Below are 17,005 nucleotides of genomic sequence, written 5' to 3' on the forward strand. Positions count from 1 at the left end.
TCGCCTCCTACTGAGCCGCGGCGCCGAAGGGCACCGCTGCCCCGCGGCCGGCGACAGGGGCAGGGTGGGACCACAGGCCTCGGCGGGCGAGCTCGGGCAGGACGCCCTCGCCGAACCAGTAGGACTCCTCCAGGTGCGGGTAGCCGGAGAGCACGAACTCGGAGATCCCGACGGAGTGGTACGCCTCGATCAGGTCGGCGATCTCGGTGTAGGAGCCGACCAGCGCGGTCCCGGCACCACCGCGGACCAGCCCGACGCCCGCCCACAGGTTGGGGTACACCTCGAGCCCGTCGCGGGAGCCCTGATTGAGCTCCAGCATCCGCCGCTGGCCCTCCGAGACGCTGCGGGACAGCCCAGCCTGGACTCGCTCGATGTCCTCGTCCGAGATGTTCTCGAGCAGCCGGTCCGCCTCCGCCCACGCAGCAGCGGAGGTCTCCCGGGCGATCGAGTGCAGCCGGATCCCGAAGCGGAGCTCGCGCCCGCGGTCGGCCGCCAGCTTCTGCACCTTCGCGATCTTCTCCGCGACCGCGGCCGGCGGCTCGCCCCAGGTCAGGTAGACGTCGGCGTACTCGGCGGCGACATCCAGGGCCGCAGGCGAGGAGCCGCCGAAGTAGACGTCCGGGACCGGCGTCGGCCGCTGCTCGAGGCGCGCGTTCTCGACGGAGAGGTGCTTGCCGGAGAAGGTCACCGTCTCCCCGGCCCAGAGCCGGCGGACGATGTGCAGGAACTCCCCGCACCGCTCGTAGCGCTCGTCCTTGACCAGGAAGTCGCCGTACATCCGCTGCTCGTGGTCCTCACCTCCGGTGACGACGTTGAGGAGCAGCCGCTGCCCGGACAGGTTCTGGAAGGTGCCGGCCATCTGCGCGGCCAGGTAGGGCGAGACCGAGTCGGGCCGGAACGCGACCAGGAACTTCAGCCGCTCCGAGACGGAGCTGAGCATCGCGGTCGTCACCCAGGCGTCCTCGCACCACGCGCCGGTCGGCGTCAGCGCCGCCTCGAAGCCGAGCTGCTCGGCGCTGCGGGCGATCTGGCCGAGGTAGGGCACCGTCGCCGGACGGCCGGACGCCAACGCGCTGACGCCGTGACCGCCGCCGATCACGTGACGGCCGTCGCCGCCGTTGGTCGGGAGGAACCAGTGGAACTTGAGCGTGCTCATCGCTGCTGCCTTTCGAGTGGGATGTAGGGATGTCAGATCTGGCCGTGGCGAGGTGGCGGGGTGGCGTCGACCGCCCACCGCCCGAGGTGCTGGACCTTCCAGGCGGCCGGGTCGTGGAGGGTGTGGGTGCGTGCGTTGCGCCAGTGGCGGTCGAGGTTGGTGGACGTCAGAGCCGCCCGGGTGCCAGAGACCTCGAGCAGCCGGCTGGTGACATCGACCGACACCTTCGCGGTCGACGCTCGGGCAGCCGCCACGGCCAGGCTCGCCTCGGCCGCCGATGCCTCGGTGAGGTCCGCGTCGGCCTCGTCCACGCGTCGTGCCGCCTCGGCGAGGAGCGCCTCGGCGCTGCGTACCGCCAGCTCCATCTCGCCGAAGGCCTGGACGACCAGCGGGTCCTGCGCGGCGGTCTCGACCCCGGCGAACGCGACGGCGTCGGCGTAGGGCCGGGACTTCGTGCGTACGAACTCGGAGGCCTCGTCCAGCGCGCGCCGGGCGATCCCGGCGTCGATGGCCGCGTGCAGCAGCTGCGCGAAGGCGCCGTAGGTCGTCGGCACGTCGAAGGTGACCGCGAACGGCGTCACCCACTCCTCGGCCACGGCGACGTCGGTGAGGCGCACCGTGCCGGACCCGGTCGTACGCTGCCCGACGGCATCCCAGTCGTCGATGATCTCGACGCCGGGAGTCTCCGTGCGGACCCAGGCCACCTGCAGCGGCCCATCGACCTCACGCCGCGCAAGCACGGCGAGATAGTCGGCGAAGAGCGAGCCGGTGCAGTAGAACTTCTCGCCGTTCAGCAGCCACTCCCCCTCCTCCCGGGCTGGCGTGAGGGTCGTCCGGATGTCGCGTACGTGCTTGGTGCCGAACTCCGACTGCGCGTTGGCGACCAGCGCCCCGGCCCGCACCTCGCTGTAGATCCGCTGCTGCTGCTCGCGGGTGCCGTTCAGCCGGAGCTGGTTGAGGAAGACGAAGTGGCTGTGCGGAACCTGGCCGACGTTGGGATCACCCCACGAGACCAGCCGGAACACCTCCGCCACGGTCGTGGCCGGAAGCGCCGGACCGCCGAACTCGAGGGGGACGGTGAGCGCGCCGAGCCCGGCGGCGGCGTACGCCTTGACCTGGTCGTAGGGCAGCGCCCTGACCCGGTCGCGTCCGCCGTCGCCGAGCGCGAGCTCGTCGGCCAGCCGCCGCGCCACCAGCGGCGCGGTCTCGGCGTCGAGTCGGGCGATCTCCGTCGTGCTCAAGCCACGGACTCCAGCTGCTGCGCCTCGAGCTCGCGCACGAGCGGAAGGACGCGCTGACCGAAGTACTCCACGTCCTCGAGGTAGTGCAGGAAGCCGCCGAGGATCAGGTCGGCGCCGGCCCTCTTGAGCTCGACGATCCGCTCGGCGACCTGCTCTGGCGTGCCGATCAGTCCGGTCCGGAAGCCGTCGTTGTACTGCACCAGGTCCTCGAAGCTGGAGTCCTGCCACATCCCGGTCTTGTCGCCGGTCGACTGCCCGGCCTGCTTGACCGCGGAGCCGAAGCCCTCGACGGCCTCACGGTCGGCCTTGTCGATGATCTCCCGGAGGGTGTCGCGCGCCTCCTTCTCGGTGTCGCGGGCGACGATGAAGCCGTTGATCCCGAAGCGGACCCGACGTCCCAGCGGCCCGGCGACCGCGTTGACGTCCTTGATCTGCGCGGCGAGGCCCTCGGGAGTGTTGCCGTTGGCGAAGTACCAGTCCGAGACCCGGCCGGCCATCGCCTTGGCGTCGGAGGAGTTGCCGCCCTGGAAGATCTCCGGGTGCGGACGACCCTCGCTGGCCAGCGGCTTCGGCTTCAGGTCGAAGTCGTGCAGCCGGTAGAAGTCTCCGTTGAGCTCGGCGGCCTCACTCGTCCAGATCTCGCGGAGGTAGCGGATGAACTCCTCCGAGCGGCGGTAGCGCTCGCCGTGCTCGAGCCACGGCTCGCCGAGCTGGGTGAACTCGTCCTTGAACCAGCCGCTTACCACGTTGACGGCCGCGCGGCCGCCGGAGAGGTGGTCGGCGGTGGCCAGGAACTTGGCGAGTACGCCCGGCTGCCACAGCCCCGGGTGGACGGCGGCGATCACCTTGAGCCGCTCGGTGGCCAGCAGCAGCGCGAGGGAGAACGAGGTGGACTCGTGCTGGTAGGCCGCACCATAGGAGGCCATGTAGCGCACCTGGGACAGGGCGTACTCGAAGCCGTTGTTCTCGGCCAGCTGCGCGAGCTTCTTGTTGTAGTCGTAGCTCCAGTCGGTGCGCTGCTCGATCTTGCTCACCACCAGGCCGCCACTGACGTTGGGCACCCAGTAGGCGAACTTCAGGGGCTCGGTTGCCGGTGAAGTCATGCTGGTCTCCTTGGATCGCGAATGTCTATTAAACTTATCTGATTAAACAGACGGCGGGACCGGATCTCCCGATGTGGACCACCGGAAGACCCGATCCCGTGATAGGTGCCGCCTATCAGGCGGCGTCGGGGCGAGAGGCCCTACTGATCACCGAGGGCCCGGCTCACGTGTACCAGGTCGGCGCGGGGATCTCCCCGAGCAGCGCGTAGCGGCCCACCTCGGCCCGCTTGTGCGCGACCGGGTCGTGCAGCGAGTGGGTGCGGATGTTGCGCCAGAAGATGTCCAGGCCGACCTTGTTGGAGGTCGCCCGGGCGCCGGTGAGGTCGTAGACCTTGGTGCCGATCTCCAGGCCGGCGTCGATCGCGACCTGCTTGGCCGCGGCGATCACGACCGCAGCCTCGCCGCGCTCCTGCTCGGTGACCTCGTCGGCGTGCGAGTTGATGGCCTCGATCAGGCCGGCCGCCCGCTCGGCCAGCGCCTGGGCCGCCCACAGCTTCGAAGTGAGGTCGCCGTACGTCTCCTGGATGTAGAACTCCTCGCTCCCCGTCTCCTTGACGTCTCCGGCGTAGGGCCAGGCGCGGGTCGTGTCGCGGGTGTAGGTCGCCGCGGTCGTCAGTGCGCCCTCCGCGATCCCGAGGTAGAAGTTGGTGAAGATCAGCTGGATGATCGGCACGTTGAGCGTGTTGTAGACCCGCGGGGCGAACTCGTACGTCCCATCCTCCTTCTTCACATAGCCGGCCGCGGACTCCCAGGGGACGCGCACGCCGTTGATCTCGACGGCGCCGGACTCGGTGAGCCGCTGGCCGAGGTTGTCCCAGTCGCCGGCGAAGACGATGGCCTCCTGCTGGGTCGGGACGATCGCGAAGACGTGCTTCTCGGTGCCCTCGATGACCCCTTCGAGCACGGTCAGGTCGGAGATCCTTCCGCCTGTCGAGAACGACTTGCGGCCGGCGAAGACGAGCTCGTCACCCTCGACCTTGATCACCAGGTCGTCGTCGCGCGGGTTGACCGCGCCACCGAAGAAGAAGTTGTTCTCGGTGTAGAGCTGCTCGACGGCGGCGATCTGCTCCGGGGTGCCGACCAGCCGCGCCGCCCAGGCCCACAGGTAGTGGTAGCCGAGCAGCTGCCCGATCGAGCCGTCGCCCGCGGCGACCGCCCGGACCACGCGCAGCGCGGTCGTCCAGTCCTGGCCGGCGCCGCCGTGCTCGGCGGGGCCGAGCAGGGTGACCAGGCCGCTCTCCTTGAGCAGGTTCACCTCGTACGTCGGGACCTGGTTGGCCCGGTCGCGGGCGACCGCGTCCACGGAGAGCCTGGTGGCCACCTCGCGGGCACGGTCGACCCAGCCCTCCGGAGTCGTGGGTGCCGCGCCGAACTCCGCGGCGGTGCGTACAGCTTCGGTTGTCATCGCGCCCTCTCAGTCTTGCGTCGTGGATATTTCTGTCTTTAATCGACCAAGTTACTTGAGAATGGGGAGCGTGAGACAGGCTGGAGGCCAGCGATCACCGATCACCCGCTCGGGATGACCGATCACCGACCGACGAGAGGACAGCGTGAGGATCGAGCAGCTGGAGTACATCGCGGCCGTGACCCAGTACGGCTCGCTGCGCCGCGCGAGCGAGCAGCTCCACATCTCCCAGCCCGCCCTGAGCGAGGCGATCACCAAGCTCGAACGCGAGCTCGGCGTGACCCTGCTCGACCGGCGCCGCGCCGGGGCCCGGATCAGCCGCGAGGGCCAGGAGCTGCTGCACTCCATGTCCGACGTCCTGGAGGCCGTCGACCGCCTCCGCCTGGCCGCCGGCGACCAGAGCGCCGGGGTCAGCTCGGTGCGGGTCGGCACGGTCCACGCCGGCACCTCGACCGTGCTGCTACCGACGTTGCGGAGATTCGCCGACGAGCATCCGCGCACGAGCGTCGAGGTACGCACCATGGTGCAGGAGGACATCTACCTCGCCCTCGTCGAGGGCACGATCGACATCGGTCTGGTCAACCTGCTCGACGGCGACGACCTGCCGCCGACGGTCGAGGGCAGCGCGCTTCTCCACGGACGGCCGATCGTCGTGCTGCCCGCGGGCCACCCGCTCGCCTCCCGCGACGAGATCACCGTCGCGGAACTCCGCGAGGAGCCGTTCGTCGGCATGCGCGCGGGCTACCTGATGTATCGCTTCGCCCACCGCGTCTTCGGTCGCGACCTCCCCCACCACTGGCACGCCACCGACGGCGCCGAGATGGGCAAGATGATGGTCGGCGAGGGCCTCGGACTGACCCTGCTGCCCGACTACAGCGTCGTCGGCGACCCGCGCGAGACGGGCGGACACATCACTGTACGTCCCCTCGCCGGGGACCGCTCCCGGGTGACGATGGTCGCGGCGCGACGGCACAACGCACGTACGACCTCGGGGGCGCGAAGCCTCCTCGAGCTGCTCGCCGAGACGGCTGCCCGCTCTCAGCGCGCTCGGGCTCAGCCCTCGGCCGGCTCGTAGCTCTGCACGAACTCGGTGAGCCGGGCGAGCTGGTCGGGGTCGGTGCTCGGGATAACGCCGTGGCCGAGGTTGAAGATGTGGCCCTTGGCGCGACGCCCGGTCTCGATGATCTTCCCGGCCTGCTCGAGCATCACCTCGGTGGGCGCGAAGACGAGGGCGGGGTCGAGGTTGCCCTGGACTCCGAAGTCGTCGCCGAGCTGGGTGATCGCCCAGTCCAGCGGCGTACGCCAGTCGACACCGACGACCTCGGCACCGGCGCTGCCCATCAGCGGGAGGAGCATGGCGGAGTTGACGCCGAAGTGGATCCGCGGGACACCGAGCTCACCGATCCGGGTCATCACCTGGGTCGAGTAGGGCAGCACGTGACGCTCGTAGTCGGCGGGCGTGCAGGCGCCGGCCCAGGAGTCGAAGAGCTGCACCGCGGAGGCACCCGCGCGGACCTGGACCTCCAGGAACGCGCCGGAGATCCCGGCGATCTTGCGCATCAGGGCGTCCCACACGTCGGGGGCGCCGAACATGAGCGCCTTGGTCTTGGCGTACTCCTTCGAGGGGCCGCCCTCGACCAGGTAGGAGGCCACGGTGAACGGGGCGCCGGCGAAGCCGATCAACGGGGTGCCGCCGTTGATGCCGGCCAGCTCACCGATGAGGTTCTGGACGGCTTCGGTGATGTAGGTGACGTGCTCCGGTGTCAGGTCCGGGATCGCCTCCACGTCGGCCAGGGTGCGCACCGGGTTGGCGATGACCGGGCCGACGCCGGGCTTGATGTCGAGGTCGACACCGACCGCCTTCAGCGGCAGCACGATGTCGGAGAAGAAGATGGCCGCGTCGACCCCGTAGCGGCGTACGGGCTGCAGGGTGATCTCGGTGATCAGGTCGGCGTCCTGGCAGGACTCGAGCATGCCGATGCCCTCGCGGACCTTCAGATACTCGGGCAGCGACCGGCCGGCCTGGCGCATGAACCACACCGGCGTACGGCTCGGCTTCTGCCCTGCGAGTGCTTGCAGGAACGGGGAAGATGCGAGCAGGTCGGGGGTCTTCCCAGAGGTGTGTTCAGCGGCCACCTGGCAATGGTCCCATCCGGTGCGGCGTGTACGCACATCGCGAATCGCGCAGAAGACATACCCTGTTCACATGGTCGTCCGTGGAGAGTCGCGTCCCGCCGCGGGACCGGAGACCGGTCCTGCCGTGTTCCGGTCCGCCGCGGAAGGGATGCGCGCCGCGACCTTCAGACCCGAGGTGCTGGCCGAGGAGATGCCGGCGCCCCAGCGGATCGCTCCGTACGCCGCGGCACTCTCCGCCGAGGTGACCGTCGACGACGTCGACGTGGCGACCGGACGGCTGATCCTGCTGCACGACCCCGACGGCAATGACGCCTGGGGCACGGTGCACGGACTGCCCGGCACCTTCCGGCTGGTGGCCTACGCACGGGCCGATATCGACGTCGAGCACATCAGCGACCCGCTGCTGGGCGAGGTCGGCTGGTCCTGGCTCCTCGACGCGCTCTCCGGTCACGGCGCCGAGCACGTCGCCGCCGCGGGCACCGTGACCCGCGTGGCCACCGAGTCCTACGGCGGGATGGCCGATGAGGACGGCACCGCGCAGATCGAGATCCGCGCCTCCTGGACGCCGGTGGGGACGGCCTCGGGCGACCTGGACCTGCGACCACACACCGAGGCATGGGGCGAACTGCTCTGCACGGCCGCGGGACTTCCTCCGGTGCCGGAGGGCGTCACCGTCATACCGAGCCGGCGAGGGCAGCGAGGCGCGTGATCTCAGACAACACCGAGGCCGAGACGGGGCCGGACACACCAGAAGATGCTGCTCCGGCGCCGCTGCTGACCCTGCGCGACGGGTTGCCTCCGGTGACCGACACCGACGAAGGCCTGGTCAAGGCCGCCGCGGCCATCGCCGCCGGCTCGGGTCCGGTCGGGATCGATGCCGAGCGCGCCTCTGGCTATCGCTACTCCAACCGCGCCTACCTGATCCAGCTGCGCCGCGAGGGCTCCGGGATCTGGCTGATCGACCCGATCGAGCTGTCCACGATGCAGCCGCTGGTCGACGCGCTCGAGGGCACCGAGTGGATCCTGCACGCCGCCACCCAGGATCTCCCCTGTCTCAGCGACCTCGGTCTGCACCCCTCCGCCCTCTTCGACACCGAGCTCGCGGGGCGGCTGCTGGGCTATCCGCGCGTCGGGCTCGGCACCCTGGTCGAGACGGTGCTGGGCTTCACCATGCTCAAGGAGCACTCCGCGGCCGACTGGTCGACCAGGCCGCTGCCGGACGCCTGGCTGGAGTACGCCGCGCTCGACGTCGAGGTGCTCGTCGAGCTGCGCGACGCGCTGGCTGACGAGCTCGTCTCGCAGGGCAAGGAGGCCTGGGCCCGCCAGGAGTTCGACTGGCTGCGCGGGTTCGAGGCGCCGGTGCGTACGGATGCCTGGCGACGCACCTCCGGCATGCACCGCGTCCGCGGCCGCCGGGGTCTCGCCGCGGTGCGTGAGCTGTGGACCGAGCGCGACCGGATCGCGCAGCAGCGCGACGTCACCCCGAGCCGGATCATTCCCGACGCCGCGATCGTCGCCGCCGCGCAGGATCTCCCGCAGGAGAAGGCCGCGCTGCTCGGGCTGAAGGGCTTCCACGGCCGTGGCGCCGAGCGCTACGCGACCTCCTGGGTGAAGGCGCTCAACCGCGCGGTCACGATGGACGAGGACGAGCTCCCGGTGCGTTCGCCGCGCTCCGACGGTCCTCCCCCGCCGCGCGCGTGGGCCGACAAGGACCCCGTCGCCGCCCGTCGTCTCACGCTGGCGCGCGAGTCCGTCAACGCCCTCGCCGAGGCGCGCAACCTCCCAGCCGAGAACCTGCTCACCCCCGACTTCCTGCGCCGCGCCATGTGGACGCCCCCGAAGACCCGCGACCCCGGCGCCCTGCTCGACGACATCATCGAGCTCCTCTCCGGCTTCGGCGCCCGCGGCTGGCAGATCGCCCTCACCGCCCCGCTCCTCACCGACGCCGTCCTCCACGCCGAGGCGAACTGACCGAGCCTGCCGAGAGGTCAGGCCCGTCGGCCGAAGCGTCACGCGCGCTGGCCGAAGCGTCACCTAGGACGGCCGAGTCGGCATCGTCGTGACGGCTCGACTGACCTAGCCGACCTCTCGGGCGACGTACGTGACGCCTCGGCCAGCTAGGAGCTGGGTGAGATGGAGGGCGACGGGGAGGCGGCCGGCGTCGGCTGGGGGAAGACGGTCTTGGAGAGCTCGTCGATCTGGACCGCGTAGTCCTCGACCTGGTCGGGCTCGGTGACCGCGAAGGAGCCTCGGACGGCGACAGCGGCGACCTTCTGGAGCTGGGCGAGCTGGGTGGCCTCGGGGAGGACCTGCATGTCGCGCACGGTGTCGGTGAAGATGCGAGCGTTCTTGGGGTTGCGCTCGGGCTGGGTGAAGACCGGGGCGTAGCCGACCTCGGAGTTGACCGGCACGAAGTGGCCGGTGCGGACCATCTTCACGACCGACTCGGTCGAGATGAGGTAGGTGAGGAAGTCGGCGGTGGCGTCGGGATCGGCGGTCTCCGACCCCATGCACAGGCCGGCGTAGTCGCCGGTGGTGCCGTTGCCACCCGGCATCGGCATCACGTCCCACTCCATCGCGTCGGTCGCCCGAAGGTCCGAGACCAGCGAACGGTCGCCGACCAGCGCCACCAGGCGGCCCTGCTTGAAGGCCTGGAACGGCGTGCGGCCGTTGAGGTCCTTCGCGGTGGCCAGCACGTTGGGCTGGGTCAACGCCTCGACCAGGTCCTCGTACGCTCCGGCCGAGTCCTCCAGCGCGGTCGACGTCGGAGCCAGCGGGTCGTCGAAGAGGGTCGCGCCGGCACCGGCGAGCCAGGGCATCAGCGCGGAGAGGTTCTGCTCGACGTAGGTGCCCCGGACACCCTTGTGGTGCTCAGCGGCGTAGGTCATCGCCGAGCTGAACTGCTCGAGGGTCCAGCCACGCAGGGAGCCATCGGCCCGGACGCTGGGCGTGGGCAGGCCCTCCTCCTTCATGGCGTCGAAGTCGAGCAGCCCGGTGTTGACGTAGACGACCTGCGGCGAGACCGAGTAGGGCATGCACTCGAGGCGACGTTCGACGGAGAAGTCCTCCATCGCCTCGCGGGAGTACTTGTCGCCGAAGTCGACGTTGCGGGCCTCGAGCAGTGTGTCGACGGGCTGGATCCGCTTGTCCTCGGCGAACGCGCCGACGTCGGCACGCGGGGTGAGCACCACGTCGACCTTCTCGCCGCTGTTGACCGCCGCAGTGAGCTGGTCAGCGGTCGGCCAGGACTTCACCTCGACGGTGACGTTGGGGACCTCTTGGGTGTATTCGGCAGCCAGCTGCTTGTAGGTGTCGACCAGCGTCTTGTGGCCGGAGACCCCGAAGACGAGCTTCACCTTGGCCGGCGCCTTCGTCGTGGTGCTCGGCGAGGGCTTCGAAGCCGGGTCACCACCACCGCAGGCGGCGAGGGACGCCGAGAGAACCGTCACCAGAAGCGCCGTTGCCAGCCGCGTGCGCCGCACCATTTCCTCCATCTCAACACCAGTACCGGGTCTGTGATGCAACAACAGACCCGGTTTACCAGCGATTCACTTTACGATACGTACCTGGACACTTCCTGAGAAGGCACGTCAGAACAGCCCCAGGACCGCCTCAGGCGAGGTGATCGCGTGCGGCCTTGATCACATCATCGAAGATTTCCTTGGCCAGCACATCGCCCTCACGGCGTACGTCTGCGGGATCCATCCGGATCAGCCGGTCCAGGCGCACCTCGGAGGGCCTCCCCTGGCGGTCCCAGCCACCGGTGCCGACATCCATCCAGTGCCGCCCGTTCCGCGCCTCCTGCGCCTCGTCGCGGTCGTGGTCCTTGCTGGTCAGCATCAGGCACAGGAGCACGCCGGCCTTCTCGCCGATCACGAGAACGGGCCGGTCCTTGCCCTGGGTCTCGTCGTCCTCGTAGGGCACCCAGCCCCACACGACCTCGCCCGGGTCGGCGTTGCCGTCACCGATCTCGGGCTCGTAGGAGATGGCGCCCTCGCGCGCTGCGGGCTGGGTGTCGGTCACTACGGCTCCTCGGTCGGTGGCTGGCGTCATGGCCGCCCAGCCGAGGTGCACCGAAAAAGATGATGAACACGCCGGACCGGGAGCGCCTCACGGCGCAAGGCCGCTCGAAGCGGCTGAAGTTGGGACCCGGGGCTGCCGCAGCCCGACGTGTTCGGCACCAGTGTAACGGTGCCCCCAACCTCCTCCGCATCAAAGCGAACAGGAGGCTACAGCACCCCTGGCTTCGGGCTCCGCTTCAGCAGCAACTCAAGTCAGCCGCTGCTCGAGCTCCGCATGACCCGCCGCCTCGAGCTGCTCCGACAGCTGCAGCATGTTGCGCACGTCCTTCGCGGCCGCGTCCGGGTCCAGGGCCGCCCGCCCGGCGGCGATGACGCGGGAGAACGCGGCGGCACGGAGAAGCACCACAGCGAAGTCGCTGCCGGCGATGCCGCGCAGCACCTCGTCGACCATCGCCTTGAGCTCCTCCGGGCCGGGAGGCTCCGCGACACCGGCCACGACCTGCGCGACCTGCGCCTTCGCCCGGCCGGCATCGAACTCGCGCGCGGCGCCGACCGGGTCGGCGTAGACCCAGCTGCGGAGCAGGTAGAGGCGCCACAGGCAGCCGGCCAGCGACTCCGCCGGCGAGCTCGACCAGACCTCGGCGATCGTCTCGATGCCCTCGGACTCGGCCAGATGGAGGATCCGCTCGGCGACCGCGGGGTCGTCGCTGTCCCGCGCGCCACGTACGAGCGCCGTCGCCGCCGCATCGGCCGCCTCCTGCACCAGGGCAGGGTCGTCGCCCCCGAGGAGGGAGTCGAAGAAGCCGTCCCCGGGACGCATCGGCGAATGGAACTCTCTGGACATCGGATCGAGCGTAGCGGCCGCCACCCACATGTAACAGCCTTGCGGCGCTACCCCAGCAGCTTGCGGATCCGCGCGTCGGAGACCTTCTCGGCGGTGCCGAGATGCTGGGCCCAGAGCTGGACGCGGTACTCCTCGAGCATCCACCGCACCTGCCGCAGCCGTGGCCCGGGCGGCCGACCCTCGGCGAGCGCCTCGACCTGGTGCAGATAGGCGTCCTGGAGGGACGCGATCCGGTCGTGGGTCGTCCGGTCGGCGCGCAGATCGGCGTCGAGCTTGCGGCGGCGTTCGACGATGGCCTTCAGGTAGGTCGGATACCGCCTGATCTGCTGGGCACCCGCCTCGGCAACGAACCCACGGTGCACCAGCCGCGCGAGTTGGTCCTTCATGTCGGTCAGCGCGGGGAGCTGGAACATGTCGGCCCGCCCGGAGAGGGCCTTGTCGGTCTCGCGATAGGCCTCGAGCGCCCGCATCACGTCGGCCAGGACCGCACGGACGGCCGCGACCAGGTCGGCCGGCGTGCCGGCGGCGGCCTGGACGGCGGCGTACGCCTCCTGTGTCCGCGGCAGCGGACGGGCGTCGACCAACTGCTGGACCACGGCGGCGCGGCAGTCCTCGACGAGCTCGGCGGCGCTCGGGTAGGGGGATCCGGCCAGCGCGAGCTTCTCCATGGTGGAGAGCCCGTCGACGACCTGCTTGCCCACATTCGGGAGAGCGAGGAGAAGCAGCCGTACGACGCCGAGACGATGACGCGCCTCGGCCTCCTCCGCGGATCCGGCGACGACGAGACCGACCGTCGTGCCCTCGTCGGAGAGGCACGGGAAGACGGTGACCTCATGACCGGCACGCTTCTCGGTCACCGTGGTGGCGATGTCACCGAAGACCCAGCTCGTCTCGCCGGTGCGAGTGTGACCTGCCGACGCCGCGACCTCGGCGATCGCGGCCTCGAACTCGCCCTCGAGCGGCGCCTTGAGCGCGTCGAGGTCCTTGCCCTTCGCGGTCTCCTTGCCGTCCTCGCCGACGACCCGGTAGGTCGGGCGCAGGTGCTCGGGCACCTTGGTCCAGTCCCAGGCCTCGCGAGGGATGTGTACGCCCGCGGTCGAGCGCGCCCAGCGCTCCAGCGCGGTCAGCAGCGGCTCCTCCCCCGGCGGCGTCTCCTTCAGGAAGGCGCGCGCCTTGTCAGGAGCGGGCACGAAGCTGACCCGCAGCGGCTTGGGCAGCGACCGGATCAGCGCGGTCACCAGCTCCTCGCGCAGCCCCGGCACCAGCCAGGAGAAGTCGTCGGCGCCGACGCGGTTGAGGGTGGCGACGGGTACGTCGATCGTCAGCCCGTCATCGGCCGCGCCCGGCTCGAAGTGGTAGCTCAGCGAGAACGTGAGCGGCCCTGCGTCCCACTCCGCCGGGAAGTCGCTCTCGGTCACCTCTCCCGCGGCGTCGTTGGTGAGCATCGACAGCTCGAAGGTGAGCAGGTCGGGCGTCTCCCGCCGGGCCTGCTTCCACCACTGGTCGAAGTGGGCGCCGGAGACGATGGAGGCCGGCAGCCGGCGATCGTAGAAGTCGAAGAGTGCGTGCTCGTCGACCACGATGTCGCGGCGCCGGGCGCGGTGCTCGAGCTCCTCGGCCTCCTCGACGAGCTTCGCGTTGTCGCGGAGGAAGCGGTGATTCGTACGCCACTCCCCGTAGACCAGGGCATGCCTGATGAAGAGCTCGCGCGAGAGCTCGGGATCGATCTTGCCGAAGGCCACGGGACGGTCGGCGACCAGCGGCACGCCGTAGAGGGTCACCTTCTCGCGCGCCATCACCGAGGCGCGCTTCTGCGACCAGTGGGGCTCGGAGTAGGTGCGTTTGACCAGGTCGCGGCCGAGGCTCTCGGCCCACTCGGGCTTGATCGAGGCGTTCTGCCGGGCCCAGAGCCGGGAGGTCTCGACGAGCTCGGCGGACATCACGAACTGCGGGTTCTTCCGGTGCAGCGCCGACCCGGGGAAGATCGCGAACTTCGCGCCTCGGGCGCCCTCGTACTCCCGCGGGCCGGGCCGCCGCTTCTCCCGCGCTCGCGCCGCGTCGGCCTTCGAGTCCCGCTCCTCGAGCGCCCCGATGTGCGAGAGCAGCCCGGAGAGCAGCGCCTGATGGATCCCGTCGGCGTCGTACGTGACTTTGTCCTCGCCTGCGTCCTCGCCGGCTTCGATGACGTCGCGGTGTCCCTTGCCGAGGTCGATCTTCATCTCCCGGCACACCTGGCGCAGCTGCGACTCCAGGTCCTGCCACTCCCGGACGCGTACGTAGTGCAGGAACTCCCGCTTGCACAGCCGCCGGAACGCGCTGGAGGAGAGCTCGTGCTGCTGCTGCTTGAGGTAGCGCCACAGGTTGAGCCAGGTGAGGAAGTCGGAGGTCTCGTCCTTGAACCGCGCGTGCAGCTGGTCGGCCTGCGCCTGTTCCTTGGGGTGGTCCTGTCCCGGCCGCTCACGGGGGTCCTGGAGCGAGAGCGCGGCAGCGACGACGATGACGTCGCGTACGCACCCGAGCCGCTCGGCCTCGAGCACCATCCGGGCCAGCCGCGGGTCGATCGGCAGCCGGGCCAGCCGGCGGCCCAGCTTCGTCAGCCGCTGCCCCCGCATCGCGCCGAGCTCCTCGAGCAGCTGTACGCCGGCGGTGATGTTGCGCCGGTCCGGCGCCTCCACGAACGGGAACCGGGCGATGTCTCCCAGCCCGAGGGAGGCCATCTGCAGGATGACCGAGGCCAGGTTGGTGCGCAGGATCTCCGGGTCGGTGAACTCCGGCCGGCCGAGATAGTCCTCCTCGGAGTAGAGCCGGATCGCGATGCCCGCCTCGACCCGCCCAGTACGTCCCGACCGCTGGTTGGCCGAGGCCTGCGAGATCGGCTCGATGGGCAGCCGCTGGACCTTGGTGCGGGCGGAGTAGCGCGAGATGCGGGCGACACCGGTGTCGACGACGTACTTGATCCCGGGTACCGTCAGCGAGGTCTCGGCGACGTTGGTCGCGAGCACGATCCGGCGGCCGGTGTGGGGCGAGAAGACCCGGTGCTGGTCGGCGGCCGACAACCGCGAGAACAGCGGGATGATCTCGACCAGACCCGTCCCGGAGCGCCCCTTGTTCAGCCCGAGCGCATCCGACAGCGCGTCGGCAGCGTCCCGGATCTCGCGCTCGCCGGGCAGGAAGACGAGGACGTCACCCGGCCCCTCGGCGGAGAGCTCCTTGACCGCGTCGACGATGGCCTCGGTCTGGTCGCGGACGACGACCTCGCCCTCTTCGTCCTCCTCGGAGAGCTCCATCAGCGGCCGGTAGCGGACCTCGACCGGATAGGTGCGGCCGGAGACCTCGATGATCGGCGCGGGATCCCCGGTTCGCGGGTCGGCGAAGTGGGCGGCGAACCGCTCCGGGTCGATCGTCGCCGAGGTGATGATGATCTTCAGGTCGGGTCGCCGCGGCAGCAGCCGGCGCAGGTAGCCCAGCAGGAAGTCGATGTTCAGCGACCGCTCGTGGGCCTCGTCGATGATGATCGTGTCGTAGCGGCGCAGGTCGCGGTCGCGCTGCAGCTCGGCGAGCAGGATGCCGTCGGTCATCAGCTTGATCCGGGAGGCGGCCGAGGACTTGTCCATGAACCGCACCTGGTAGCCGACCAGGTCGCCGAGCGAGGTGCCGAGCTCGGAGGCGATCCGCTCGGCCACCGATCTGGCCGCGATCCGGCGCGGCTGGGTGTGTCCGATCAGTCCGGCAGACCCGCGCCCGAGCTCCAGGCAGATCTTGGGCAGCTGCGTCGTCTTCCCCGACCCGGTCTCACCGGCGACGATCACGACCTGGTGGTCACGGATGGCCGCGGCGATGTCCTCGCGGCGCTGGGTGACCGGGAGCTCGGCAGGGTAGGTGATCGCGACGGAGGTGGCGGCGGGCTGGTCGGACTCGGACATGAGGTCACCCATTCTCCCCCGGCGTACCCCTCGACCGCACATCGGTTTCTCGCGGAACCCCCGCCCGCCGGATGGCGGGGGCAGCGGATGTGATTCCCGCCACAGGCCGGGTTCCGTCGACAACGGTCACGAGGGAGGCTGGGGGCACCCCGACGAAGGAGTGGCCATGACCGAGACGACCACCAGCGAGATCTACCCCGACACCCCCATCCGGCCGCCGTTCGATCCCGAGCTCGTGCCGGTCCTCGAGGCGGTACGCCAGGGCATCCCGCCCTTCTCGGCGGAGCTCCTCCCGCTGATACGGCAGCAGAGCGCCGACGGGTTCCCCGGCATGGAGCCGGCGGATCTGACCGTCGGCGGCGCGGTCAGGGTCGAGGAGCGGCAGGTTCCCGGCCCGGAGGGCGCCCCCGACATCACGCTGCTGATCTTGAGCCCGACCGTCGACGGGCCGCCGCGACCGGTGATCTACCACATCCACGGCGGCGGCATGGTGATCGGAAATCGGGTGTTCGGCGTGGAGGCCTTCCTCCCGCACGTCGCAGACGGCACCGCCGTGGTCGTGTCGGTGGAGTACCGCCTCGCCCCGGAGCATCCCGACCCCGCGCCCGTGGAGGACTGCTACGCCGGCCTGGTCTGGACCGCGAAGAACGCCGCTGACCTCGGCATCGATCCCGAGCACCTCATGATCGCGGGAGCCAGCGCCGGCGGCGGCCTCGCCGCGGGCACGGCGCTGCTCGCCCGCGACCGGTCCTTCCCGAAGCTGAGCCACCAGATCCTCATCTGCCCGATGCTCGACGACCGCTTCGAGACCCACAGCAGCCAGATGCTCGACGACGAGGGAGTCTGGGACCGCGAGGCCAACCTGTTCGGCTGGACCGCACTGCTCGGCGAACGCCGGGGTGGCCCCGACGTCTCCCCGTACGCAGCGCCCGCGCGCGCCGAGGATCTCACCGGCCTCCCCCGCACCTACATCGACACCGGCTCGGCGGAGACGTTCCGCGACGAGACGCTGGCCTATGCGCGCCGGCTCTCGGAGGCCGGCGTCAGCGTCGATCTCCACATGTGGGGCGGCGGGTTCCACGGGTTCGACATGATGGCCGGGCACGCCGCGGTCTCCCGTGCCTCGATCGCGACCCGTGACGAGTTCGTCCGCAGGGCACTCGAGGCCTGATCCG

Annotated in this window: 13 protein-coding genes; 4 read left to right on the plus strand and 9 right to left on the minus strand. The window is 70.3% G+C overall.

Annotated features, from left to right (window positions below; genetic code table 11):
- Positions 1-7: 7 nt before the first annotated feature.
- The 4 genes from ABZY89_RS01955 to ABZY89_RS01970 form a co-directional block, all read right to left on the minus strand.
- A complete protein-coding gene (locus ABZY89_RS01955; RefSeq protein ID WP_355224219.1) occupies positions 8-1,156 on the minus strand; it encodes an LLM class flavin-dependent oxidoreductase in 1,149 nt (382 codons plus the stop codon).
- 32 nt (positions 1,157-1,188) lie between these two features.
- On the minus strand, positions 1,189-2,397 hold the full coding sequence (locus ABZY89_RS01960; RefSeq protein ID WP_355224221.1) for an SfnB family sulfur acquisition oxidoreductase: 1,209 nt from the start codon (positions 2,395-2,397) through the stop codon (positions 1,189-1,191).
- Positions 2,394-3,500 (minus strand): dimethylsulfone monooxygenase SfnG, encoded by a 1,107-nt coding sequence (gene sfnG, locus ABZY89_RS01965; RefSeq protein WP_355224223.1) that lies wholly within the window; start codon positions 3,498-3,500, stop codon positions 2,394-2,396. The genes ABZY89_RS01960 and sfnG overlap by 4 nt, the downstream gene beginning before the upstream one ends.
- Positions 3,501-3,663: 163 nt before the next feature.
- On the minus strand, positions 3,664-4,905 hold the full coding sequence (locus tag ABZY89_RS01970) for an acyl-CoA dehydrogenase family protein (RefSeq protein WP_355224225.1): 1,242 nt from the start codon (positions 4,903-4,905) through the stop codon (positions 3,664-3,666).
- A gap of 145 nt (positions 4,906-5,050) precedes the next feature.
- Here ABZY89_RS01970 and ABZY89_RS01975 point away from each other — a divergent pair, with 145 nt between their 5' ends.
- Positions 5,051-5,980 (plus strand): LysR family transcriptional regulator, encoded by a 930-nt coding sequence (locus ABZY89_RS01975; protein ID WP_355224227.1) that lies wholly within the window; start codon positions 5,051-5,053, stop codon positions 5,978-5,980.
- Here ABZY89_RS01975 and hemE read toward each other — a convergent pair.
- Positions 5,959-7,041 carry a uroporphyrinogen decarboxylase gene (hemE, locus tag ABZY89_RS01980; protein WP_355224228.1) on the minus strand — a complete coding sequence of 361 codons (1,083 nt, stop codon included), beginning with the start codon at positions 7,039-7,041 and terminating at the stop codon, positions 5,959-5,961. The two genes, ABZY89_RS01975 and hemE, sit on opposite strands and share 22 nt — an antisense overlap.
- A gap of 70 nt (positions 7,042-7,111) precedes the next feature.
- On the opposite strand from hemE, the gene ABZY89_RS01985 reads away from it, so the two are divergent.
- Both ABZY89_RS01985 and ABZY89_RS01990 read left to right on the plus strand, forming a co-directional pair.
- On the plus strand, positions 7,112-7,750 hold the full coding sequence (locus ABZY89_RS01985) for a DUF3000 domain-containing protein (protein ID WP_350660578.1): 639 nt from the start codon (positions 7,112-7,114) through the stop codon (positions 7,748-7,750).
- Positions 7,747-9,012 (plus strand): ribonuclease D, encoded by a 1,266-nt coding sequence (locus ABZY89_RS01990; RefSeq protein ID WP_355224230.1) that lies wholly within the window; start codon positions 7,747-7,749, stop codon positions 9,010-9,012. Before ABZY89_RS01985 ends, ABZY89_RS01990 begins: the two co-directional genes overlap by 4 nt.
- Positions 9,013-9,158: 146 nt before the next feature.
- Here the strand turns inward: ABZY89_RS01990 and ABZY89_RS01995 are convergent, their stop codons facing one another.
- From ABZY89_RS01995 to hrpA, 4 genes are all read right to left on the minus strand, one after another.
- Entirely contained in the window at positions 9,159-10,490 is a 1,332-nt protein-coding gene (locus tag ABZY89_RS01995) for an extracellular solute-binding protein (protein WP_355224232.1), read from the minus strand.
- Between the two features lie 163 nt (positions 10,491-10,653).
- Complete coding sequence (locus tag ABZY89_RS02000; protein ID WP_355224233.1) at positions 10,654-11,064, minus strand: type II toxin-antitoxin system PemK/MazF family toxin; 411 nt, start codon at positions 11,062-11,064, stop codon at positions 10,654-10,656.
- 246 nt (positions 11,065-11,310) lie between these two features.
- Complete coding sequence (locus tag ABZY89_RS02005; protein ID WP_355224235.1) at positions 11,311-11,907, minus strand: hypothetical protein; 597 nt, start codon at positions 11,905-11,907, stop codon at positions 11,311-11,313.
- A gap of 47 nt (positions 11,908-11,954) precedes the next feature.
- Positions 11,955-15,830 carry an ATP-dependent RNA helicase HrpA gene (gene hrpA / locus ABZY89_RS02010; RefSeq protein ID WP_355224236.1) on the minus strand — a complete coding sequence of 1,292 codons (3,876 nt, stop codon included), beginning with the start codon at positions 15,828-15,830 and terminating at the stop codon, positions 11,955-11,957.
- A gap of 166 nt (positions 15,831-15,996) precedes the next feature.
- Between hrpA and ABZY89_RS02015 the strand changes: the two genes are divergently transcribed.
- Positions 15,997-17,001, plus strand: coding sequence for an alpha/beta hydrolase (locus tag ABZY89_RS02015; protein WP_355224237.1), 1,005 nt, complete (start codon positions 15,997-15,999; stop codon positions 16,999-17,001).
- The last annotated feature ends 4 nt before the right edge of the window (positions 17,002-17,005 follow it).

Source organism: Nocardioides sp. NPDC006303 (genome assembly GCF_040613175.1).
Lineage (GTDB): Bacteria > Actinomycetota > Actinomycetes > Propionibacteriales > Nocardioidaceae > Nocardioides.